21 protein-coding genes are annotated in these 21,765 nt (G+C 51.4%); 7 read left to right on the top strand and 14 right to left on the bottom strand.

Annotated features, from left to right (window positions below; genetic code table 11):
- Positions 1-100 precede the first annotated feature (100 nt).
- The gene (gene nudC, locus BZJ21_RS09680) at positions 101-871 is read left to right on the top strand and encodes an NAD(+) diphosphatase (RefSeq protein WP_077669671.1); all 771 of its coding nucleotides are present in this window, start codon (positions 101-103) and stop codon (positions 869-871) included.
- 289 nt (positions 872-1,160) lie between these two features.
- The gene (gene hemE, locus BZJ21_RS09675; RefSeq protein WP_077669670.1) at positions 1,161-2,225 is read left to right on the top strand and encodes a uroporphyrinogen decarboxylase; all 1,065 of its coding nucleotides are present in this window, start codon (positions 1,161-1,163) and stop codon (positions 2,223-2,225) included.
- Positions 2,226-2,256: 31 nt separating this feature from the next.
- Here hemE and BZJ21_RS09670 read toward each other — a convergent pair whose 3' ends face one another.
- Complete coding sequence (locus tag BZJ21_RS09670) at positions 2,257-2,871, bottom strand: uracil-DNA glycosylase family protein (protein WP_077577035.1); 615 nt, start codon at positions 2,869-2,871, stop codon at positions 2,257-2,259.
- Positions 2,872-3,777, bottom strand: coding sequence for a D-2-hydroxyacid dehydrogenase (locus tag BZJ21_RS09665; protein ID WP_077669669.1), 906 nt, complete (start codon positions 3,775-3,777; stop codon positions 2,872-2,874).
- A gap of 91 nt (positions 3,778-3,868) precedes the next feature.
- On the opposite strand from BZJ21_RS09665, the gene BZJ21_RS09660 reads away from it, so the two are divergent.
- Positions 3,869-4,459 carry a YjaG family protein gene (locus tag BZJ21_RS09660; RefSeq protein WP_077461884.1) on the top strand — a complete coding sequence of 197 codons (591 nt, stop codon included), beginning with the start codon at positions 3,869-3,871 and terminating at the stop codon, positions 4,457-4,459.
- 58 nt (positions 4,460-4,517) lie between these two features.
- Here the strand turns inward: BZJ21_RS09660 and BZJ21_RS09655 are convergent, their stop codons facing one another.
- Positions 4,518-5,606 carry a CNNM domain-containing protein gene (locus BZJ21_RS09655; protein WP_021024120.1) on the bottom strand — a complete coding sequence of 363 codons (1,089 nt, stop codon included), beginning with the start codon at positions 5,604-5,606 and terminating at the stop codon, positions 4,518-4,520.
- A gap of 223 nt (positions 5,607-5,829) precedes the next feature.
- Here BZJ21_RS09655 and hupA point away from each other — a divergent pair, with 223 nt between their 5' ends.
- Both hupA and BZJ21_RS09645 read left to right on the top strand, forming a co-directional pair.
- On the top strand, positions 5,830-6,102 hold the full coding sequence (hupA, locus tag BZJ21_RS09650; protein WP_021024119.1) for a nucleoid-associated protein HU-alpha: 273 nt from the start codon (positions 5,830-5,832) through the stop codon (positions 6,100-6,102).
- Positions 6,103-6,162: 60 nt separating this feature from the next.
- Entirely contained in the window at positions 6,163-6,837 is a 675-nt protein-coding gene (locus BZJ21_RS09645) for a DUF1481 domain-containing protein (RefSeq protein WP_077461886.1), read from the top strand.
- Between the two features lie 132 nt (positions 6,838-6,969).
- Here the strand turns inward: BZJ21_RS09645 and purD are convergent, their stop codons facing one another.
- Both purD and purH read right to left on the bottom strand, forming a co-directional pair.
- Positions 6,970-8,265: a phosphoribosylamine--glycine ligase gene (gene purD, locus BZJ21_RS09640; RefSeq protein WP_077669668.1), complete on the bottom strand. Its 1,296-nt coding sequence runs from the start codon at positions 8,263-8,265 to the stop codon at positions 6,970-6,972.
- A gap of 21 nt (positions 8,266-8,286) precedes the next feature.
- Positions 8,287-9,876, bottom strand: a complete 1,590-nt coding sequence (purH, locus tag BZJ21_RS09635; protein ID WP_077669667.1) for a bifunctional phosphoribosylaminoimidazolecarboxamide formyltransferase/IMP cyclohydrolase — start codon at positions 9,874-9,876, stop codon at positions 8,287-8,289.
- A gap of 270 nt (positions 9,877-10,146) precedes the next feature.
- Between purH and zntR the strand changes: the two genes are divergently transcribed.
- The gene (gene zntR / locus BZJ21_RS09630) at positions 10,147-10,572 is read left to right on the top strand and encodes a Zn(2+)-responsive transcriptional regulator (RefSeq protein WP_394329759.1); all 426 of its coding nucleotides are present in this window, start codon (positions 10,147-10,149) and stop codon (positions 10,570-10,572) included.
- 89 nt (positions 10,573-10,661) lie between these two features.
- Here zntR and fis read toward each other — a convergent pair whose 3' ends face one another.
- The 9 genes from fis to BZJ21_RS09585 all read right to left on the bottom strand — a co-directional run bounded on the left by fis (position 10,662) and on the right by BZJ21_RS09585 (position 20,358).
- A complete protein-coding gene (fis, locus tag BZJ21_RS09625) occupies positions 10,662-10,958 on the bottom strand; it encodes a DNA-binding transcriptional regulator Fis (RefSeq protein ID WP_021024113.1) in 297 nt (98 codons plus the stop codon).
- A 22-nt stretch (positions 10,959-10,980) separates the two neighbouring features.
- A complete protein-coding gene (dusB, locus tag BZJ21_RS09620) occupies positions 10,981-11,946 on the bottom strand; it encodes a tRNA dihydrouridine synthase DusB (RefSeq protein WP_021024112.1) in 966 nt (321 codons plus the stop codon).
- Positions 11,947-12,175: 229 nt separating this feature from the next.
- Positions 12,176-13,063, bottom strand: a complete 888-nt coding sequence (gene prmA, locus BZJ21_RS09615) for a 50S ribosomal protein L11 methyltransferase (RefSeq protein WP_077669666.1) — start codon at positions 13,061-13,063, stop codon at positions 12,176-12,178.
- 127 nt (positions 13,064-13,190) lie between these two features.
- On the bottom strand, positions 13,191-14,534 hold the full coding sequence (accC, locus tag BZJ21_RS09610) for an acetyl-CoA carboxylase biotin carboxylase subunit (RefSeq protein WP_021024109.1): 1,344 nt from the start codon (positions 14,532-14,534) through the stop codon (positions 13,191-13,193).
- A gap of 10 nt (positions 14,535-14,544) precedes the next feature.
- The gene (gene accB, locus BZJ21_RS09605; protein ID WP_021024108.1) at positions 14,545-15,006 is read right to left on the bottom strand and encodes an acetyl-CoA carboxylase biotin carboxyl carrier protein; all 462 of its coding nucleotides are present in this window, start codon (positions 15,004-15,006) and stop codon (positions 14,545-14,547) included.
- A 25-nt stretch (positions 15,007-15,031) separates the two neighbouring features.
- Positions 15,032-15,487 carry a type II 3-dehydroquinate dehydratase gene (gene aroQ / locus BZJ21_RS09600; RefSeq protein WP_077461892.1) on the bottom strand — a complete coding sequence of 152 codons (456 nt, stop codon included), beginning with the start codon at positions 15,485-15,487 and terminating at the stop codon, positions 15,032-15,034.
- Between the two features lie 270 nt (positions 15,488-15,757).
- Positions 15,758-17,707, bottom strand: coding sequence for an acetate--CoA ligase (gene acs, locus BZJ21_RS09595; RefSeq protein ID WP_077669665.1), 1,950 nt, complete (start codon positions 17,705-17,707; stop codon positions 15,758-15,760).
- Between the two features lie 229 nt (positions 17,708-17,936).
- Positions 17,937-18,560: a 3'-5' exonuclease gene (locus BZJ21_RS09590; RefSeq protein WP_021024105.1), complete on the bottom strand. Its 624-nt coding sequence runs from the start codon at positions 18,558-18,560 to the stop codon at positions 17,937-17,939.
- A 1-nt stretch (position 18,561) separates the two neighbouring features.
- Entirely contained in the window at positions 18,562-20,358 is a 1,797-nt protein-coding gene (locus BZJ21_RS09585) for a DUF294 nucleotidyltransferase-like domain-containing protein (protein ID WP_077669664.1), read from the bottom strand.
- Between the two features lie 197 nt (positions 20,359-20,555).
- Here BZJ21_RS09585 and BZJ21_RS09580 point away from each other — a divergent pair, with 197 nt between their 5' ends.
- Positions 20,556-21,731 (top strand): 3-phenylpropionate MFS transporter, encoded by a 1,176-nt coding sequence (locus tag BZJ21_RS09580; RefSeq protein ID WP_077669663.1) that lies wholly within the window; start codon positions 20,556-20,558, stop codon positions 21,729-21,731.
- The last annotated feature ends 34 nt before the right edge of the window (positions 21,732-21,765 follow it).

Here is a 21,765-nt window from a genome sequence, read left to right as displayed (position 1 = left end):
AAGGCCGGCTGAAAATTAACGGGCTGCTCAATCCTTTGCATCACGTTATGAAACTAGATTGCCAGTATTCAAGTGTAGCTGCAAGGCTAAGGAAGTGACCATGTCTCAGAATCAAAAAGCCGTCTATGTATGTGTAGTTAGCAAGAGCAAACTTTGGCTGCCAGGTGGTCAATTGCCATGTATGCCCTTGTCGCAGCTGCCGTTTGCTGGTGGTGATACAGTGACTGTCGGTAACTATCAGCAGACACCGGTGGTGGGGATATTTAATTGTAACGTCATGCTTCCCGATGACGAGATGGCAGGCTTTCGGGACTTACTCCCCTATCTGTCAGCGGACTTATTTGCCTTAGTCGGGCGGGTCATCCAGCTCGATCATATGCGCCATCAGCAAGCATTTTGTGGTTGCTGTGGTCAGCGTACGGAATTTAACGCGCAGGCGGTAGCGATGTGGTGCTCAAGCTGCCAGCGTCATGATTATCCACGCGTATCGCCGTGTGTGATTGTTGCCGTGCGCGATGGTAAACGTTTGTTGCTTGCTCAGCACCCTCGTCATAAAACGGGCATGTATACCGTGATTGCGGGGTTTGTTGAGCCTGGCGAAACGCTCGAGCAATGTGTGGCGCGTGAGGTGAAAGAAGAAACGGGCCTATCGATAACCAATATTCGTTACATGGAAAGTCAGCCTTGGGCGTTTCCTTCTAATGTGATGATGGGGTTTCTCGCCGATTATGCCGGAGGGGATCTAAACCCCGACTATGAGGAGCTCACCGATGCACAATGGTTTGATATGGACCAGTTACCGTTAGTCGCACCAACAGGAACGATTGCTCGACGCTTGATTGAGGCCAGCTGCACCTTGACGCAGGCATAAAAAAACCCGGCCGTAGGGGAGCCGGGGTAAGATGCGAACATGTTGTCTTTTGTAGACCTATGTCTTTTGTAGATCTATTGTCTTTTGTAGATCTATTGTCTTTTGTAGATCTATTGTCTTTTGTAGATCTATTGTCGTTATAGAATGGTTTTACCATGCGGTTAAATCACCAGCAATCGTTCGTGGTCCTTGGGTGGCCGTTTTATGATCCTGTTAACAAAGCTTCGCTTTTGTTGCCATTTTACAGTGATACAATGACGGCCACTTTTCGCACACAGGTTTAAACACAATGACCGAATTGAAAAACGATCGTTATTTACGCGCCCTTTATAAGCAACCGGTAGATTGCACGCCCGTGTGGATGATGCGCCAAGCGGGTCGCTACCTTCCTGAATATCGTGAATTACGTGCGCAGGCGGGTGACTTTTTGTCGTTGTGTAAAAATGCTGAATTGGCCTGTGAAGTGACCATGCAGCCGTTGCGTCGCTTTGATTTGGATGCCGCTATCTTATTTTCAGATATTCTCACTATTCCTGATGCAATGGGATTAGGGCTGTACTTTGAAACGGGAGAAGGCCCCAAGTTTTCTCGTCCCATCACCTGTAAAGCGGATGTCGATAAAATCGGTATGCCTGACCCTGAGGGGGAATTGCAATACGTGATGAATGCGGTGCGCACTATCCGCAAAGAATTGGCGGGTGAAGTTCCCTTGATTGGCTTCTCTGGCAGTCCATGGACACTGGCAACTTACATGGTAGAAGGTGGCACCTCGAAAGCCTTTACCAAGATCAAAAAGATGATGTATGCCGAGCCGCAGACGTTACACGCCTTACTCGACAAGCTCGCCGACAGTGTGACTAGTTATCTAAACGCGCAGATTAAGGCGGGTGCGCAATCTGTCATGGTCTTTGATACCTGGGGTGGCGTGCTAACGCCGCGCGATTACAATGACTTCTCTTTGCAGTATATGCAGAAAATTGTCGACGGTCTGATCCGAGAGCATGACGGGCGCCGCGTGCCAGTGACCTTGTTTACTAAAAATGCGGGTATGTGGTTGGAACGCATTGCCGCGACCGGGTGTGATGGTGTTGGGCTTGATTGGACCATTAACATGGCTGATGCCAAAGCACGGATTGGCGACAATGTTGCTCTACAAGGTAATATGGATCCGTCGATGTTATATGCCAGCCCTGAGCGCATTCGCCAAGAAGTCTCGACGATTTTGGAAGGTTTCGGTGAAGGGACTGGCCATGTGTTTAACCTCGGCCATGGCATTCACTTGGATGTCCCACCTGAGAATGCAGGCGTCTTTATTGATGCGGTACATGAATTATCTAAGCCTTATCATCGCTAACGATCACGCTCGCCAATCGGCGAGCGTTTTTTTATTTTAGGCGACCCTTACAACGGGGAGCGTCTCGTAAAGCCTGCTGAACTCGGTGTCGCATTGCGGGCACTACCTGCTCTTCAAACCACGGATTGCGGCGTAGCCAACGTGTGTTTCTGGGAGAAGGATGAGGCAGCGAAAAGGCATGAGGCGCCCACTGTTGCCATTGCTTGACGGTCTCGGTCAGTGTCTTAGGCTTGTTGGCTAAGTAGTACTGCTGAGCATATTGACCAATCAGCAAGGTCACCGCAACGTTAGGGAGATGTGCTTTGATTGCCTGGTGCCACACGGGGGCGCAGATACGCGCCGGCGGCAGATCGCCCGATTTACCTTTGCCGGGATAACAAAAGCCCATGGGCATGATGGCAAATAAATCTGGCTGGTAAAACTGCTCACGTGTGACCCCCAGCCATTCACGCAGGCGATCGCCACTAGGGTCGTTAAACGGCAGACCACTTTCATGCACCCGTCGCCCTGGCGCTTGACCGATAATCAGCACTCTAGAATCTGTACTCGCTTGGATAATTGGGTGGGGGCCGTTCGCCAGCCAGTGTTGGCATAAGTGGCACTCACGAGCGGTTACTAAGGCGGTCTCTAAATCGGAGAAAACCATTTAATACCCTTTGTTAAAATTGACCTGATGAGCCAGCGGCTTACCGGCATGCCAACGGCGATAATTGTCTGCAAAAAGGTCAAAAACTTGTTCGGGAAAACTAACGGCAGCAATATGTGGGGTAATGTGAACACGAGGATGCACCCAAAAAGGATGCGCTTGAGGTAGCGGCTCTTGTTGCATCACGTCCAATACGGCCAAGCGCAGCTTTTTCTCGTCCAGGGCCTTAATGAGCGCAGATTCATCGACCGTTGCGCCGCGACCGACATTAATAAACAAGAGGTCTTTTGCGTATTGCCAAAAATCAGCATTCACGCATCGGGCCGTTTCCGTTGTTGCGGGCAGTGTACTGACTAACACATCGACCTCGCTTAGCCGCTGACGCAGCGCAGTCAGCGTCATGGTGTGCTCAAACCCCTCGACAGCACGCCCATCTTGGTTGGTGCCCAGCACGTGCATCCCAAACGCATGAGCCACGGTGGCAATATGCTGACCAATGGCGCCCGTCCCCAGAATAGCCAGTGTTTTTCCACGTACCGACGTGTAGTCGTGCGGTTGCCAAAGACGTTGCGCTTGCTGGTCTGCATATTGAGTAATATGTCGTGTTTCGTTGAGCAAATAGCCGAAGACGTATTCGGCCATTAAGTCACCAAAAATGCCTCTCACATTGGTTAATTGATAGTGTCGATAAGGTGCGTTGATCAGGGCGTCGATACCGGCGAATGTTGATTGTAACCAGCGGAGCTGATCGCCATAGCATAATTGAGGTGCCGCCAGTGGCGGATCGGCGAGCCAGATAGTGGCTTGATCGGGGCGATCCACGACGGTGAGTTCAGGTAGTGTGGCGTTATGCAGTAACCGATGATAGGTCTCGGCATGCTCGCTGATAACGTAAACTTTATCCACAAAGGCTCCTTTTTATGCTGGGGGGAATCGAGTACACTGCCCTCATTGACCGAGGACGTTTGTCCTTCCCGCTATTAAAGATCAATTAGCTATGTTACGAAACCCTTTACAACTGCGTTTGGAAAAATGTGAGAATTGGCAACATATTAGTTTTATGGCTGCGCTGGTGGAGCGTATGGTGCCAAACTACGCGCTTTTCTGTGCGCAAACAGAATTTGCCGACCCGCAAGCGTTTCGCAATATTCTCGATGCGGTTTGGGAATCGCAAACGGTCAAAACGGCTAAAATTGACTTTGAGCGCCAATTAGAAAAGCTCGAGCCATTGATCCCTGTGGCTGATGACGATGCCATCTATCTGACGTATCCGGCGATTGATGCCTGTATTGCCTTGTCTCAGCTTCTTCACGCTTTGTTAGATCGTGATGAAATCTTGCCCATTACATTAAAAGTTTCTCAGCAGTCGGTCCTCAGTGTTGCCCAGCTTGAAGAAGCACAAACCGGTGAAACGGTAACCGATGACAATCAAAAGGCGTTTGAGGCGGTTTGTGAGGAATGGGATGCCCAGTGGGCAATCTTCCGTGTGCTGAAAAGTGCCGAAAGTCGTGATGTGGAGATGCTCAAAGGCATCCGGCAAGAGCTTCGAGAAGCTGGCGTGAGTAATCTAGGGTTGCGTGCTGAGTAAGCATGAGTTGTCAAAACGTTAGTAAGAACAGAAAGGCGGCCTAGGCCGCCTTTTCGAGTTATGACTCATCGGTATGTCGTTGTACCGGTGGCTCGTCATCGTCTTGGCTTTCAATCATATTATGCTGCTTCTTCCAGGCGTCCCAGCGCTGATAAGCCAGTTGCTGCATGTCCGTCACGGTGTCCGCCTCATCAATGATTTCTCTTCCGGTGAGATACTCAAAAATGTCTTCGAGCGTGATAATCCCTTGTACCGTGCCGTATTCGTCGACAATCATCGCCAATTGAGCGCGGCGAATCATTAAAATATCAAATGCTTGTAAGACCGTATTACCGGGTAAGATTACCGCGAGTGGGCGCATCAAGTTGCCTAACCGTGTTTGTCCTGCCCCTTCGGTTTTGACTTCATAGATATTAGATTTGTGGACAAATCCCAAAATATCGTCACGCTGCTCACCGTAGACAAGAGGACGTGAGAAGGGGCAATCGCCATGTTCCTTGAGAAAGGTGTTAACATCCATATCGGCGGGAACACGAAATAATACGGGACGTGGCGTCATAAGCTGAGTGGCAGGAAGATCGCGTAATTTAAGCATGTTATTGAGCATTTGCGTTTCATCTTCGCCCATTTCGCCACTTTCAGATGCCAGCATTGCCATCGCTGAAATTTCGTCACGCAGTTTGACATGCGTGGTATCTGCGCTCAGCCGCTTGGTGATTTGTTCGGACAGCCAAACAAACGGCGTTAATGCCCAGACCATCCACTTTAGAATGACGGCGGCACTGGGTGCCAGTTGAGGCCAGAAATTGGCGCCAATGGTTTTAGGAATGATTTCTGATAAAAGAAGAATCGCCAGTGTAAGAACGGCGGAGAATACCCCGACCCAAGCATCACCAAACACATGGGCAGCTTGCGCGCCTGCACCGGCGGCTCCAACAGTATGCGCAATGGTATTCAGTGTCAGAATGGATGCGAGTGGCCGATCAATATCTTTTTTAAGCGCGTTGAGCCGCTCTGCGGCTGGGTGACCTTGGTTTCTTAGATTGGCAATATAGCTCGGTGTGATGCTCAGCAAAATAGCTTCCAGTACTGAGCATATGAAAGACACACCAATTGAAAGCGAGATAAAAAGGATCAGAATGAGCATAAATTTCCGAAGTTAAAAGTCAGTCAACACTCTAAAGATCAGGCCATTGGCGGGCGTTTACAACCTTTCAACTGAGAAAAAACGCAACAAATTGTGAGTTCGCGCTCAGTTTGTGGTTAAAGAGCCTCCATACAGCCACACAGAGCGCCACAAACCTTTGCCAGCCGGGCTTCTTTTGAATTAGAGTGACTTCGTCTCTAAAAAACCTAGAAGGGAAGACATAATGAACAAGACCCAACTGATCGACCTGATCGCAGAAAAAGCAGAACTTTCAAAAGCACAAGCGAAAACAGCTTTGGAAGCGACTTTAGGCGGTATTGAAGGCGCTTTGAAAGAAGGCGAGCAGGTACAACTGATTGGCTTCGGTACGTTTAAATTGAACCACCGTGCAGCACGCACAGGTCGCAACCCACAAACGGGTCAAGAAATTCAAATTGCGGCAGCAAACGTACCTGCGTTTGTCGCGGGTAAAGCGTTAAAAGACGCGGTTAAGTAAGCGTTACTGCTCATGTCGCCATAGCCTTCTCGCTATGGCGTTTTTGTATGTGGACTCGTGATGCGTTCTAAATTTTGGATAGTCGCGTTGATGGCCATCCTGGTTGGGTGCTCAAGTGGGCAGCCTTCCAAGCCGGTCACGCATATGACCGCCGCTTCCGCCGGCGATTATCGCGCTGTTTACTGGTTGGATAGTCAGCAAGGGCAGGTAATTGGTTTAGCCGAGCAGGTGTGGCAGGGCGATTATGGTCGTTATCGTAGCGAGTATGTCTGGCGAGACGGCAGCTTGCGTGCAATCAAACGAGAGGGCACACAGCTGGCGGGCGCCGCATTAGCTCCCTTCTCTATCTATGTTCGATTTGATGCCAGTGGTGAGCCTGTCTTTCAGCGCTATCAGCAAGATGAAACCTTACTCCCCTTGAGTAGCGCGACACTGACCCGCCTTTATCAAGAAGCCAATCAAGTACAGCAGCAAGCAAAAACGCAGTTGTCACGTGATGTATCAGTGTGGCAAGCGCAGCGTCAGGGCGACCGTTGGGTCGATTGTCGTGGCGATACCCAGCGTTGGACATTTTCTGACACGATTGATCCCAGCGTGGTTTCGCAGATAAGTCAGCCCGGCACCTTTGTGGTAGCAGGTGGCGATTCAGGTATCCTACGCGATAACATCGACTTTCTTGTGTATGTCGATAATAACAAAGCCTGTTTGCAGCGCCCTCGCTTACTTGACGAATAAAAGCTCGATGAACAAAACCCTATCGAAGCAAAAAAGCTCGTCGACACGTAAAAACCGCGGATATAAAAAATGCGCCTTGGTGGCGCATTTATCGGGTCTGGCTTGCTGGATGCGGCATGCCGCGATGTAACATTAAGTCGATAAATCGGCCTTTTCGCGAGATACCGCGCGGTGGGCGATGTCACTGCGATAAAAGCAGCCTGGCCAGTAAATCATAGCGGCAAGCGCGTCAGCGCCTTGTTTGGCGGCTGTTACCGTCTCTCCCAGTGCCGTTGCACAGAGTACACGCCCGCCAGATGTGACAATGTCGCCGTTGTTGAGCGCAGTACCGGCATGAAACACTTTGGCGGTATCGCTATCGGTAGGCAGCCCAGTAATACGATCGCCCTTACGATAGTCTCCTGGATAGCCACCTGCGGCTAAAACCACGCCGACGGCTGCACGTGGATCCCACTGAGAATCGACTTTATTGAGGCGTCCTTGCGTGCCAGCCAGGCAAAGCTCCACCAAGTCAGATTGCAAACGCATCATAATCGGTTGAGTTTCCGGATCGCCAAAGCGACAGTTAAACTCAATGACTTTTGGCGTCCCATCGACGGCGATCATCAATCCTGCGTATAAAAAGCCGGTATAGGGCGCACCATCCGCATACATCCCTTTGACGGTGGGCATAATCACCTCGTCCATCACGCGTTGGTGAATGGCGTCGGTGACCACAGGGGCGGGCGAGTATGCACCCATACCGCCGGTGTTGAGGCCGGTATCGCCTTCACCTGCGCGTTTATGGTCTTGGCTGGTGGCCATTGGCAACACATGCTCACCATCCACCATGACGATAAAGCTTGCTTCTTCGCCTTGCAGAAATTCTTCGATGACCACGCGGTGGCCCGCTTCACCAAAGGCATTGCCCGAGAGCATATCGCGCACGGCCTCAGTCGCTTCTTGCTCGGTCATCGCCACAATGACCCCTTTGCCAGCGGCAAGGCCGTCGGCTTTGACCACAATGGGCGCGCCTTTTTCCGCGATGTAGGCCAGTGCAGGCTCCACCTTGGCAAAGGTTTGGTAGTCAGCGGTGGGAATGCCGTGGCGCGCTAAAAAGTCTTTGCTGAACGCTTTAGACCCCTCAAGTTGCGCGGCCGCTTGGGTAGGACCAAAGATGGCTAAGCCGTGCTCACGGAAGGCATCGACCACGCCCAACACCAAGGGCGCTTCAGGACCGACGATGGTTAAATCAATCTGTTGCTCGCGGGCAAAGGCCAGCAACCCTTCAACGTCATCAGCTGCGATCGCAATGTTACTCAACTTGTTTTCATGCGCGGTGCCGGCGTTTCCCGGCGCGCAATATACGATCTCAACGTTGGATGATTGCGCGGCTTTCCACGCTAGCGCATGCTCGCGGCCACCGCCACCAATTACTAATACCTTCATGTGTTCTCCTTCATCGCCCACTTAGTGGCGGAAATGGCGCATACCGGTAAAGACCATCGCCATGCCATGCTCATTGGCGGCGGCAATCACTTCTTCATCACGCATCGAACCACCCGGCTGGATCACGCAGGTGATCCCAGCTTTTGCCGCAGCATCAATGCCGTCACGGAAAGGGAAGAAGGCATCAGAGGCCATTACACTACCGGCTACTTCGAGCTGCTCATCGGCCGCTTTGATGCCGGCTATTTTCGCCGAGTAGACGCGGCTCATTTGGCCGGCGCCGACGCCGATGGTCATGCTGTCTTTGGCATACACAATCGCGTTCGATTTTACGTATTTTGCCACTTTCCAGCAAAATAGGGCATCGCTTAGCTCTTTGTCTGTGGGCTGACGCTCAGTGACAATGCGCAAATCGTCTAAACCGACCATGCCTTGGTCGCGTGCTTGAACTAACAAGCCGCCATTGACGCGCTTGCTATCCCAACCTGTGGTGCGTGCTTGCCATTGGCCACACTCGAGAAGACGGACATTTTTCTTCGCCGCGACCACCGCTTTGGCGGCGTCACTGACGCGCGGCGCGATGATCACTTCGACAAATTGACGCTCAACAATGGCGTGTGCCGTGTCGCCGTCCAGCTCACGGTTAAAGGCAATAATGCCACCAAATGCTGAGGTAGGATCGGTTTGATAAGCGCGCTGATAGGCACTGAGTAAGTCTTCACCGATAGCAACGCCACAGGGGTTGGCGTGTTTTACAATCACGCAGGTAGGTTGTTCAAACTCTTTCACGCACTCTAATGCCGCATCGGTGTCAGCGATATTGTTATAAGACAGCGCCTTGCCCTGCAGTTGGGTAGCCGTGGCCACCGAGGCTTCTTGCGGGTGGGCTTCAGTATAAAAGGCGCCCGCCTGGTGGCTGTTCTCGCCATAGCGCATGTCTTGCTTTTTAACCCAATGTTGGGTCAGGGTGCGTGGGAATGGCGACTCTTGGCTGTCTTCTGCGTGATGATAGGCAGGCACTTGGGTACCAAAGTAATTCGCAATCATGGCATCGTAGGCCGCGGTGTGCTCAAACGCGGCAATCGCTAAATCAAAGCGCGTGGCATGTGTCAAAGACTGCTGGTGCTGATCCATCTCGGTGAGCACGCGATCATAGTCTTGGCTGTTTACCACAATGGTGACATCAGCATGGTTTTTCGCCGCTGAGCGCACCATGGTTGGGCCGCCGATATCGATATTCTCGATAGCTTGCTCACGTGTGCAATCTGGGTTGGCAACGGTTTGTGCGAACGGGTAGAGGTTCACTACTACCATATCAATCGGTGCGATCTGATGCTGTTCCATCACCGCATCGTCTTGACCGCGCCGGCCCAAAATACCGCCGTGAATTTTCGGGTGGAGGGTTTTCACGCGGCCATCCATCATTTCTGGGAAGCCGGTATGCTCGGAGACTTCGGTGACCGCAAGGCCGTTTTCTGCGAGCAAACGGGCCGTGCCGCCGGTTGATAGCAGTTCGACACCGCGTTGGGCGAGCGCTTGGGCAAACTCGACCACACCGGTTTTATCAGACACGCTGAGTAACGCGCGACGAATAGGACGCAGATTTTCCATGGCTTAGCTCTCTTCACTGACAGATTGAATGCTTATCAAAGCCCACCATGGCTAACCACATAGGTAAACTTTATTAAACGGCCAATTGTCAAAGCGGCGCCATTCTATCTGATTTTATTTGCGCAATCGATTGCTATTTGCTGATGGCGACATTTTTATTGTTTTTGTCCAGCTGTCGTTGCTTGCTTTCATACAACGCTGGTCATAAGGGCCCGCCTTTGCTACAAAAAGAAAGTTCATCCAACATGAAAAGGAGCGGTGATGACCAAGTTGCTGCAAATAGGTGAGCTAGCCAAGCACTGTGGTGTCTCCACCGATACGCTGCGTTTTTATGAAAAGTCCGGTCTACTGGCCCCGAGTGCGCGTACAGAGGGGGGATACCGGCTTTATGCCGATGATGCCATTAGCCAAGTCATGTTCATTTTGCGCGGCAAAGAAATGGGATTATCGCTTGATGAAATTCACGAGCTGTCTGACATTCGCGAAGAAGCGACGTTACACACCTGTGCAGAAGTGAAAGGGATCACTCAGCGGCGCCTGAATGAGGTCTCAGAGAAGATAGCCGCGCTTGAGCGGGTCAAGCATGCCCTGACACGTTTAAATGCCGCCTGCTGCGGTATGGACGACGATGACGCGACCCATTGCTCAATATTGGAAACCCTAGCGGACAGTGAAGATTCTAACTCATGCTGTTAAGGAAAGGTGCGTTGCACCATCAGAGAAAACAAAAACGGGCTAACCGATTGACGGTTAGCCCGTTTTATAACAGCCAAACCAATGATTGATTAGTTCATGCCGTATTTTTTCAGTTTCTTACGCAATGTACCGCGGTTGATGCCCATCATGGTGGCTGCGCGGGTTTGGTTACCGCGGGTGTATTGCATGATGGTATCCAGCAGTGGCTGCTCAACTTCTGCGAGGACAAGCTCATACAGATCGTTGACTTCCTGGCCATTCAATTGCGCGAGGTAGTTCTTCAAGGACGCTTTTACAGAGTCACGAAGTGGCTTTTGCGTAATTTGATCTTGTGAAGTTACAGTTGTTACTGTCAATGTTTCGGAAGTCAGGTTTTGTTCGAACATATTCTGTCAGCTCTTCTCGTATTTATGCAACGTTGTCGAAGTAGCCTTGCAGCGCATCGATCTGCTGTTGTGCATCTTCGATTGCGTTGAAGGTGCGGCGAAAGTCGCCAATTTGATCATGCTCTTTGAGGTACCAGCCCACGTGCTTTCGGGCAATACGTAATCCTTTGAGCTCCCCATAAAATTGATGAAGCTCTTGAACATGACCCAACAAAATCGTCCTAACCTCTTCTAATGAAGGGGCAGGCAAGTGCTCACCTGTGGTGAGATAGTGGTGGATTTCGCGAAAAATCCACGGGCGTCCCTGAGCAGGGCGACCAATCATTACGGCATCTGCCCCTGTATAGTCGAGAACATACTGGGCCTTTTCTGGTGAATCAATGTCGCCATTGGCTATCACCGGAATTGATACCGCTGCTTTCGCAGCTTTAATGCTGTCGTACTCTGCCTCACCTTTGTACATGCAAGCACGCGTGCGGCCATGCAGTGCAAGGGCTTGGATACCACAATCTTCCGCCATCCGGGCGATCGTTACACAGTTCTTATTGTCCGGATCCCAGCCTGTACGCGTTTTAAGCGTCACGGGAACATCCACCGCGTTTACCGTGGCTGTTAGGATTTGCTCAATCAGATCGGGTCGAGTTAGCAATGCAGAGCCTGCTAGCTTTTTATTGACCTTTTTCATTGGGCAACCCATGTTGATGTCAATCACTTGCGCCCCGTTCTCGACACAAAATCGCGCCGCCTCAGCCATAAGCTCGGGTTCAGCACCCGCGATTTGCACCGAGCGTAGACCGGATTCGTCAATATGAACCATGCGCTTTTGCGATTTGTTCGTCCGCCACAATGCTGGATTGGATGACATCATTTCACTGATAGCCATACCTGCACCATGCGCAAGGCATAGCTCACGAAATGGTCGGTCCGTCACGCCGGCCATTGGGGCGACGATCAAAGGGACATCCAGGGTGTAAGGTCCGATACGCAAAAGCTCTAAATCCTCTTCAGCCGCTCTGAGTCAGCAAGGGCGCGCATTTTACGCATTTTTGCTGCGTCTGAAAAGGACAATATTTGAGCATTGATGGCTTGATTTTTCTCGCACTTTTTGTATCAGCCGCGTTTCGCTGATTAATCAAGCATTTCAAGTAGCACGTCAACCATGGCTTACCGACAAAAGTTACTTGTGCGGCAAGCTCATAGCGCGACGATCTGACCGATTAAGTGAGCAACTGGCCGCTTATCCGGCACCACTCTTCACGTTCGACGATCGGGTTAATATCGAGACGATCGCGATAGTGATTAGCAACGTCTTCGGCTTGAGAATCGAGAACGCCAGACATCGCTAGTTGACCATTTGGTTTGATCAGCCCTTTGATCACGCCAGAAAGCTCACGGAGTGGGCCAGCGAGAATATTGGCCACGACCACATCTGCTTTCAGATCGGCCGGTTGGTCTTTCGGGAGATACAGGTGCAGTTGATCGGCAACACCATTACGCTCAGCGTTGTCCTTGGAGGCGAGCAGGGCTTGGGGATCGATATCAATGCCAATGACCCGCTCAGCGCCCAGCTTGATAGCCGCAATGGCTAGAATGCCTGAGCCACAGCCAAAATCAATCACGGTTTTTCCGTTTAGATCCAAGTTATCAAGCCACTCCAAACAAAGGGCCGTGGTTGGGTGAGAGCCGGTGCCAAAGGCGAGTCCAGGATCCAGCATCACGTTGACTGCCGTGTCATCGGGGACCTCACACCAGGTCGGACAGATCCACAGCCGCTCGCCAAATTGAATCGGCTTAAAGTTATCCATCCATGCCCGTTCCCAGTCTTTGTCTTCGAGCTGCTCGATCTTGTGGGCAAAGTTGTCAGCCAGCAATGGGCTCGCGTTTAGTACCGCTAATACGGTATCCATATCGGCTTGTGCATCATACAACGCCATGATGTCAGTTTCGCCCCACAAGCGGGTTTCGCCGGGTAAAGGCTCAAAAACCGGGGTGTCTTTGGCATCAAGGAAGGTCACAGACAACGCGCCGGCTTCTTCCATCAGTAGATCGCCAAGTGCTTCAGCATTGTCGGCATTGGCGTTCAGTTTTAATTGGATCCAAGGCATGGTGAGTCTCGTGTCAGGATAAGGAATACTGAAGATTTTATCAGATCAACACTGTGCATGCTGCAAACAAAAAGCGGCCTACTAATATGCAGGCCGCTTTGCGTCTATTTATCGTTCTACGCTCTGGTCATGACAAGCCGAGCTTCTTCTCGAGGTAATGAATGTTGGCACCACCGCGTTGGAAGTGCTCGTCATTCATAATATCGATCTGGAGTGGGATATTGGTTTTTATGCCGTCGATCACTGTCTCAGCGAGCGCATTTCTCATGCGAGCAATCGCAACGTCGCGGTTTTCCCCATAACAAATAAGCTTGCCGACCATGGAGTCGTAATGGGGAGGCACGTGATAGCCCGTATAGACATGGGACTCCCAGCGTACACCCATGCCACCTGGCGAATGAAAGCGTTGGATTTGTCCCGGGCTGGGGATAAAGCGCTCTGGATCTTCGGCGTTTATCCGGCACTCGACCGCATGACCACGAATCTGAATATCGTCTTGCGTAAACGACAGCGGCTGACCGGCAGCGATACGCAGTTGCTCTTTAACCAAATCGATACCCGTGACCATTTCTGTCACAGGGTGCTCAACTTGAATACGTGTATTCATCTCGATAAAGAAGAACTCGCCGTTTTCATACAAAAATTCAAAGGTGCCGGCGCCGCGATAGCCAATTTCAACACACGCGCGGCAGCAACGTTCACCAATAAACTTACGCATTTCTGCAGTGATCCCTGGTGCAGGGGCTTCTTCGACCACTTTTTGATGGCGGCGTTGCATTGAGCAATCGCGTTCACCGAGATGAATGGCACCACCTTGACCGTCTGCGAGTACCTGCACTTCAACATGACGTGGGTTTTCAAGGAATTTTTCCATGTAAACCATGTCGTTGCTGAACGCGGATTTTGCTTCAGAACGCGTCATGGCAATGGCGTCAATCAGTTCCGATTCGGCACGAACCACACGCATACCACGGCCACCGCCGCCGCCAGAGGCTTTGATAATGACGGGATACCCGATACGCTTGGCGATCGCTTTGTTTTTCTCTTGATCGCTACCCAGAGGGCCATCTGAACCTGGCACACAGGGCACGCCCGCTTTTTTCATCGACTCGATCGCGGAGACTTTGTCCCCCATCAGACGAATGGTTTCTGCTCTTGGGCCAACAAACACAAACCCTGAGCGTTCGACTTGCTCGGCGAAATCGGCATTTTCTGATAAGAAGCCGTAGCCAGGATGAATGGCAACAGCACCGGTGATTTCAGCGGCACTGATAATGCGAGGAATATTCAAGTAGCTTTGATTGCTTGGCGCGGGGCCAATACAGACGGTTTCGTCGGCTAACAAGACATGCTTAAGATCGCGATCTGCGGTGGAATGCACCGCCACGGTTTTTATGCCGAGCTCTTTACAAGCACGCAAAATCCGCAGTGCAATTTCACCACGGTTAGCAATTACAATTTTATCTAACATGCGCCCTCGCTTATTCGATGATCACGAGTGGTTCGTCGAATTCAATGGGCTGGCCGTCTTCACACAGAATTGCTTTCACCACCCCGCTCTTATCGGCTTGGATTTGGTTCATCATTTTCATGGCTTCAACGATACACAAGGCGTCGCCTTCTTTCACTTGGCTGCCGACTTCGACAAATGCTGCCGACTCTGGGCTCGGTGCACGGTAGAAGGTGCCAACCATGGGTGACAGAACCTGATGGCCAGTCGGTTTAGGTGCGCTTGCTGGCTCTGCGGCAGAAGCCTCGGGGGCAGGCGCGGGTGCAGCCGGTGCTGCGTATTGTGGTGCGTACTGTGGCGCAGCCATTTGGGCTGGCGCTGCGGGTGCTGAGCGGCTGATTCGTACTGACTCTTCACCTTCGGCAATCTCGAGTTCGGAGATGCCCGATTCTTCGACAAGTTCGATCAGTTTTTTAATCTTGCGGATATCCATGATACGTCTCTTCTTATGTTTTGTTTTACTGGGCCGCAAACGCGAGGTGGCGTGCGGCAGCTGTTAAGGCGAATTCGTAACCATCAGCCCCTAAGCCACTGATCACGCCGACCGCTTTATCCGACAAATAGGAATGATGTCGGAAGGGTTCGCGGGCGTGAACATTAGATAAATGCACTTCAATAAAGGGAATGTTGACCCCGAGCAGTGCATCGCGTAATGCAACCGAGGTGTGCGTCAAAGCGGCTGGGTTAATAATAATAAAATCCACGCTTTCCATCGCTTGGTGGATTTTATCAATGAGGCTAGCTTCACTGTTGGATTGAAAGTGCTCAAGGGTCAATGCCAACCCTGTGGCTTGAGCCTCTAACGCGGCCATGATTTGCGCGAGGGTCTGAGAGCCATAGTGTTCAGGCTCACGGCGTCCGAGCAAGTTAAGGTTCGGGCCGTTTAAGACTAAAATGTGGTTTCTTGTCGGCATCTTGAGGCTTACTTCTCCTATTCGCTAACATCATGTCAGCTTAGTGTGAATTCCTGCTGGTACGCATGCTGTGATGGTACGCTACATGCGATTTTATCCTTTGTGATAGCAATTATAGAGAATTCACCGCAAATCGCAGCAAAATACTGGTCTAATCAGCACACTTCGTCCTGTTGGTGTTGAAAAAATGCGCGCTAAAGCAGGTTTAGCGGCAAGAATAAAAAAGCCGCCCGTGGGCGGCAAAGGTTGCTAAGCAATCTTTCGTGAGGGTTACACCACACTCTCTTTTTCTGCAATAAGCTTATCCACCACACTCGGGTCGGCAAGGGTAGACGTATCTCCCAAGCTTCCGGTTTCGCCTGTGGCAATTTTACGCAGAATTCGGCGCATGATTTTACCGGAACGTGTTTTAGGGAGCGCATCGGTCCAATGAATGAAATCTGGCGTGGCGATCGGTCCGATTTCTTTTCGCACCCATTCTTTCACTTCTTTATGCAACTCGGCGCTTGGTACTTCACCGGCGTTGAGGGTGATATAGGCATAAATGGCTTGGCCTTTGATATCATGAGGCACCCCAACAATTGCTGCTTCAGCAATCTTATTGAATGCCACCAAAGCGGATTCGACTTCGGCGGTGCCCATTCGGTGCCCGGATATATTGAGTACATCATCAACCCGGCCGGTGATCCAGTAATAACCGTCTTGATCGCGGCGCGCGCCGTCACCGGTAAAATACATGCCTTTGAAGGTCGAGAAGTAAGTCTGCTCGAAGCGATCGTGGTCACCAAATACGGTCCGCATTTGACCGGGCCATGAGTCCAGCATCACCAAGTTACCCTCTGTCGCGCCATCAAGAAGGTTGCCCATGTTGTCCACCAGCGCTGGCTGAACACCAAAGAAAGGACGCGTCGCTGAGCCCGGTTTAAGTGGTGTAGCACCAGGGAGGGGCGTAATCAAAATCCCGCCCGTCTCTGTTTGCCACCAAGTATCGACAATTGGACAGGCTTGATTACCGATGGTGCTGTGATACCACTCCCAGGCCTCGGGGTTAATGGGCTCGCCGACCGATCCCATGATCCGTAGCGAATTACGTTGGGTGCCGGCAACGGCTTCATTGCCTTTGGCCATCAGTGCGCGAATCGCGGTGGGGGCGGTGTAGAGGATATTGACCTGGTGCTTATCGACCACTTCACTCATTCGCGCCGTGGTCGGGTAGGTGGGGACACCTTCGAATAAAAGGGTTTTTGCCCCGTTCGCGAGCGGGCCATACACCAGATAGCTGTGACCGGTAATCCAGCCGACATCGGCCGTACACCAGAACACCTCGCCGTCTTGATAATCGAAAACATATTTAAAGGTCATTGCGGCGTAAACTAAGTATCCGCCTGTGGTGTGGAGAACGCCTTTGGGGGTGCCGGTGGAGCCGGAGGTGTAGAGAATGAAAAGGGGATCTTCAGCCTGCATTTCTTCTGCGGGGCAATCCACCGATGCGTTTTCCGTGACCTCATGCCACCAAACATCGCGGTGATTATGCCAATCAATGTCGCCACCTGTGCGCTGGTAGACCACCACTTTTTCGATTGACTTCACGTTGGGGTGGGTTAGCGCTTCATCGACATTTTGCTTTAACGGGACGGCACGGCCACCGCGTACCCCTTCATCCGCAGTTACCACCACTTTCGCGTTCGAGTCAATGATGCGGCCAGCAAGCGCTTCAGGGGAGAAGCCACCGAATACGACGGTATGCACCGCCCCAATGCGCGCACAAGCGAGCATCGCGATGGCCGCTTCCATGACCATCGGCATATACAAGCAAACCACATCGCCTTTTTTAACCCCTTGCGCTTTTAGGGCGTTAGCAAAGCGACCCACGTGCTCGTAAAGGGCTTGGTAAGTCAGGGTCGCATCGTCGTTGGGATCATCGCCTTCCCAAATCAACGCGATTTGATCGCCTTTGTCTTTTAGGTGGCGATCAATACAGTTAGCCGCCACGTTGAGTGTGCCATCTTCAAACCAGCGAATATCGACATGCCCCGTATCAAAGGACGTGTGCTTGACGTTGCTGTAAGGTTTTATCCAATCAATTATCTGGCCTTGTTCTCGCCAAAATCCCTCAGGGTCGGTAATTGATTGCTGATAGAGAGCTTGATATTTGGCCTCATCAGCGTGTGCCTTTTGTGCAATTGAAGGCATGACGGGATATACGTGACTATCGCTCATCCTGTTTCTCCTCGTGTCCGCGATGCTCCGCGCGGCGCTTCCATGTCGTGAGATGTCAGGCGTTACCGCGGCCTGGCAAACGTAAACCATGCAGTAAAGGTGTGACAGATAAGGCTATCCGGCAATTAGACTTTAGGATGAGCCCCTTGATTTTTAAGTGGATTGTGGTATTGTCGGGCCAGTTACTGGGCGCTGGATCGCACTTTTATTGCGATTCAAGGGCGCTGGATTACCGAGATTGAGGGATTGGCATCTCGCCTTGCGTCAGGCGAACATAAATCAGGGCCGCTGCTAAGGCATCGTCTAAAGCATCATGGCGAGCAGGAAGGGGAATCTCTAGATGGCGACTGATCGCTTCCATGCTGATGTCATGATAAGCATTAGGGAGTAGGCGCTCTAATTTGCGTTGATAAATGTCGCTGACTTCAATCAGTGGGTTGGGCAGCGGGAAACCAAGATATTGACGGGCATAGCGATCCAAAATGCTTTTGTCGTAGCGGATATGGTAGCCAACCAAAGGATGATTACCGATGAAGTGGATCAGTGAGGTCATGGCCTGCTTGGCACTGACACCATGGACAAGATCTTGATGACGCAATTGATGAATGCGCACGGAGCTGGCGCTTAAACTTTCGGGCGCGGCAAGGGTGAGTGTCAGCGATTGACTGGTCAGAATACGATTGCCTTTGATCGGTGTCGCCGCAATCGTGACTAACTCGGCATGAGCTGGGTCAAGGCTGGTGGTTTCACAATCCAGTGATATCAGGGTACGTTTATCTGGCGGTAAAAAGAGCGCGCGATAAGGAGAGTGGCGCAACCGATAGCGATACCAATAGCGAGCTAGCTCGTTCACGTTAATCCCTCACATGATAGTGGAATGCGAGGGATTGTTTAAACTTTTTCACCACGTGCAACCCGTGGCGCAACAGATCGCGTTCACTCGACGGTAAGTCGGCCACATCCAGACGGTTACTTTGCTGCTCACCACGAAGTTGTTGGCGTAGACGAAGACGAATAAACAGTTTTAGCGCCTCTGACAGGTTTTCTGCCGTCTCGTCGGCAAGTGTGCCTAACTGGGCCAGTTGCGCGAGCCTCTCAAAGGTATTGGTCTCGGTGATCCCTTTTTCTAAGCTCATGGTGCGAACACCGTGGACGATCGGGAAAATGCCGCCTTTTTTAATATCTAGCCCTTCTTTACTGCTTTTAAGCGAGCCAAACACGGTCAAAGGAACCCGGAAGGCCAGCGCGGGACGCACAAAGGTATTAAGCGCCAACATATTGTCACTTAACGCCTCGTGAAGTGGTGTTTGGATCGCATTAATCAAGCTGAGATCCCCGGCAATCGCCTGGCTATCGGCTAAGATGGCCAAATCCATCACGCTTTGTTCATTGGCACTTTGGACGAGGTTGCGCACGGTTTGTTGCCATTGCGAGGCGGTTTTTACCCATTTGGGGTTGCTGACCATCACATTGCCGGGGCAGGGCGGGTAGCCCAGTTGATAAAGCGTGTGTGAAAAGGCCGCCATGACTTGCTGACAATCCGGCCAGTCCAGGTCATCGGCGAGAATAAGCGCATTATCTTGATCGGTTTTAAGTACTTGCTCGCCCCGTCCTTCTGAGCCCATCACCACCATGCAGCACTGGTTTTGATAGTTCTCGGGCACCAACAAGCGAAAGGATTTTTCCATGATTTGTTCATTCACGGTAGCGATGAGTTGCATCACAAAGCGGGTATGGATGCCGTTATTAAATAGGGTATGCACCAGTTTGCTCTGGCTATTGGCGGCGATAACTAACTCATCAATGGTTTGGGCGCGCGCAATTTGCAAGTTGAGCACGTGTGAGTGGGTTGAAAATAGGCTCAGCACTTGCGGCAGGTCAAGCATCCCCGCGGTTTGCCCTTGCTGGTCGACCACACGCACACGCTTCACGCACTGGCGCGTCATACTGATCATGGCGTGAAAAAGAAAGTCACCGCGCTCAACACTGACCACAGGGCGCGTGGCCACCTCGCCAACGGGGGCAGATTGATCATAGCCATCGAGCACCAAAGCGTGTAATAAGTTCGTCCGGGTAATGATCCCGCAGTCTCCATCATCAAACGTCACCAATGCACAGTCACAGCGTTCGGCTTTCATTTGCGCGGTCGCGGCTTTTATCGTCAGCGTTGGGGAAATACATAACGCAGGTTGAATATTACTATCATCAATCCTGGTGAGCATAAATTCGGCGAGGTTTTGTTGCTGACGTGCCTGGACCATTAACGCTTGTCGGCGTTGTAAGTTGGTCTCAAAGTAATCGCGGAAGTCTTGATTACTATGGTAGATCGCAAGAAACACCTCGGCCGGTAGTAGGTGACAAAGCGTATCTTCTAGGGCGCGGTATTGATGTTTGGCGGTGCCGTGCACGAGCGCGGGGACGTCAAATAAATCCTCAGACGTATAGTGAGAAAACACTTCTTTGCCTTCTTCTGAGACTTCTTCGACACTGCCTTTAATAATGATAAACAGCTGCTCACCCGTATCGCCTGCATGGATCAGGCTGTCACCACGTCGAAAATAGCCAACATCCAGCGCTTGTCGACATTGTTTGGCTTGTGCGGGCGTTAGGCAATCAAACGGTGGCTGCGAGGTGTCAAAAGGTTCAGGCATAATCGCACTCCTCACTATGATAGCCTCAGTGTGTCCTAGCCCTCGCGATCCTGCTAGCCGACTTTAGTCTAGCCAGTTACGACGGTTTCATCGACGAGATCAATGTTTTGCCATCAATAAGCGCCGCTTGTGTCTTTTTTTCCCGTCCTATTACTGCGACACTTAGCGCCGTATGTCTCTTAATATGAAGTAATGATATGGCATTAACCCAATGTTCCCCCTTTCGTTGGTTGTCAGAATATTTTGGCGGCTTCTTTTTTTCGTATGGCGTGTATTTGCCGTTTTGGGCGATATGGTTTGAGTCTCTAGGCCTTAATTCGGGTGTGATCGGGACCTTGATTGGGCTTGGTTTTGCTACCCGATGTGTCGCCAACTTAGTGTTTACTCCGCGTGTGCAACAGGTTGAAGCTTTGTTGCCGGCTCTGCGGGCGTTGACCTTGATGGCGTTGGTGACCTGTGCCTTGCATCCTATGATGGGCGACAATGTGTGGTGGCTAGCTTTCGTCACTGTGTTGTTTAATTTAGCCATTGGTCCAGCGGTGCCCTTGTCTGATGCGTTAGCGAACTATTACGCGCGTCATCGGTATATCGACTATGGTCGTACGCGTCTTTGGGGGTCGATTGCCTTTATTGTCGGTTCGAGCTTAACGGGCTGGTTGGTGACCGAGCAATCGGCGGCAATTATTCCTTGGGTGGCAATCGGTGGCTTATCGGCATGTTTACTGCTGACCTTGCGTCGTCCGACCATCATGCCGCAAAGCGAGCATGATATGACAGGCAGCAAAGTGTCGATGCGTCAGCTATTCGGTGATCGTCAGGTCATTGTATTTTTGCTGATCGCCTCTTTGTTGCAGGGCAGTCATGCCGCCTATTACAGCTTTAGTGCGATTTATTGGAAGCAGGCCGGTTACAGCGAGAGTATCGTCGGTTATTTATGGAGCTTGGGCGTCGTATCAGAAGTGGCCGTATTTGCTCTCGGCGCCCGGCTTTTTAGCGGTTGGTCGTCCAAGTCGTTATTCCAATTGGCTGCGTTAGGCGTATTGATCCGTTGGGGGATAACAGGCACCACCACCGCAGCCATTCCCGTTGTGTTGGTTCAGTTACTCCATGGCGTCACCTTTGCCGGTGCGCACTTGGGTGCCATGCAGTATATTCAGCGTGAATGCGGAACGCGGTTGGTCGCTGCACAAGCTGCTTATAACGCGTTGCCGATGGGCGCGGTGGTCGCGGCTCTTACTACTACAAGTGGGTGGATTTATGCGGTTTCGCCATCGGGAACCTTTTACGCAATGGCGCTGCTTGCGTTGCCTGTTTTTGTGCTCCCATTACGTGAGCCCGAATTTCGACGCGCCAAGCATGCCAGTGTGCAATAAACGGCTTACCGGCTTGCAATAAAGTTAGCTAGAG

Origin of the sequence: Salinivibrio costicola subsp. alcaliphilus (assembly GCF_001996185.1) — a bacterium.
In the GTDB taxonomy this organism is placed as follows: domain Bacteria; phylum Pseudomonadota; class Gammaproteobacteria; order Enterobacterales; family Vibrionaceae; genus Salinivibrio; species Salinivibrio costicola.
This window is presented reverse-complemented; position numbering and strand designations above follow the sequence as displayed.

Coding starts and splice junctions, on each gene's coding strand:
- fis (WP_021024113.1), bottom strand. CDS start 10,958: ATGTTCGAACAAAACCTGACTTCCGAAACATTGACAGTAACAACTGTA.
- accC (WP_021024109.1), bottom strand. CDS start 14,534: ATGTTAGATAAAATTGTAATTGCTAACCGTGGTGAAATTGCACTGCGG.
- BZJ21_RS09645 (WP_077461886.1), top strand. CDS start 6,163: ATGCGTTCTAAATTTTGGATAGTCGCGTTGATGGCCATCCTGGTTGGG.
- nudC (WP_077669671.1), top strand. CDS start 101: ATGTCTCAGAATCAAAAAGCCGTCTATGTATGTGTAGTTAGCAAGAGC.
- prmA (WP_077669666.1), bottom strand. CDS start 13,063: ATGCCTTGGATCCAATTAAAACTGAACGCCAATGCCGACAATGCTGAA.
- BZJ21_RS09660 (WP_077461884.1), top strand. CDS start 3,869: ATGTTACGAAACCCTTTACAACTGCGTTTGGAAAAATGTGAGAATTGG.
- acs (WP_077669665.1), bottom strand. CDS start 17,707: ATGAGCGATAGTCACGTATATCCCGTCATGCCTTCAATTGCACAAAAG.
- BZJ21_RS09580 (WP_077669663.1), top strand. CDS start 20,556: ATGGCATTAACCCAATGTTCCCCCTTTCGTTGGTTGTCAGAATATTTT.
- aroQ (WP_077461892.1), bottom strand. CDS start 15,487: ATGCCGACAAGAAACCACATTTTAGTCTTAAACGGCCCGAACCTTAAC.
- purD (WP_077669668.1), bottom strand. CDS start 8,265: ATGAAGGTATTAGTAATTGGTGGCGGTGGCCGCGAGCATGCGCTAGCG.
- hupA (WP_021024119.1), top strand. CDS start 5,830: ATGAACAAGACCCAACTGATCGACCTGATCGCAGAAAAAGCAGAACTT.
- purH (WP_077669667.1), bottom strand. CDS start 9,876: ATGGAAAATCTGCGTCCTATTCGTCGCGCGTTACTCAGCGTGTCTGAT.
- BZJ21_RS09585 (WP_077669664.1), bottom strand. CDS start 20,358: ATGCCTGAACCTTTTGACACCTCGCAGCCACCGTTTGATTGCCTAACG.
- BZJ21_RS09655 (WP_021024120.1), bottom strand. CDS start 5,606: ATGCTCATTCTGATCCTTTTTATCTCGCTTTCAATTGGTGTGTCTTTC.
- accB (WP_021024108.1), bottom strand. CDS start 15,006: ATGGATATCCGCAAGATTAAAAAACTGATCGAACTTGTCGAAGAATCG.
- hemE (WP_077669670.1), top strand. CDS start 1,161: ATGACCGAATTGAAAAACGATCGTTATTTACGCGCCCTTTATAAGCAA.
- BZJ21_RS09670 (WP_077577035.1), bottom strand. CDS start 2,871: ATGGTTTTCTCCGATTTAGAGACCGCCTTAGTAACCGCTCGTGAGTGC.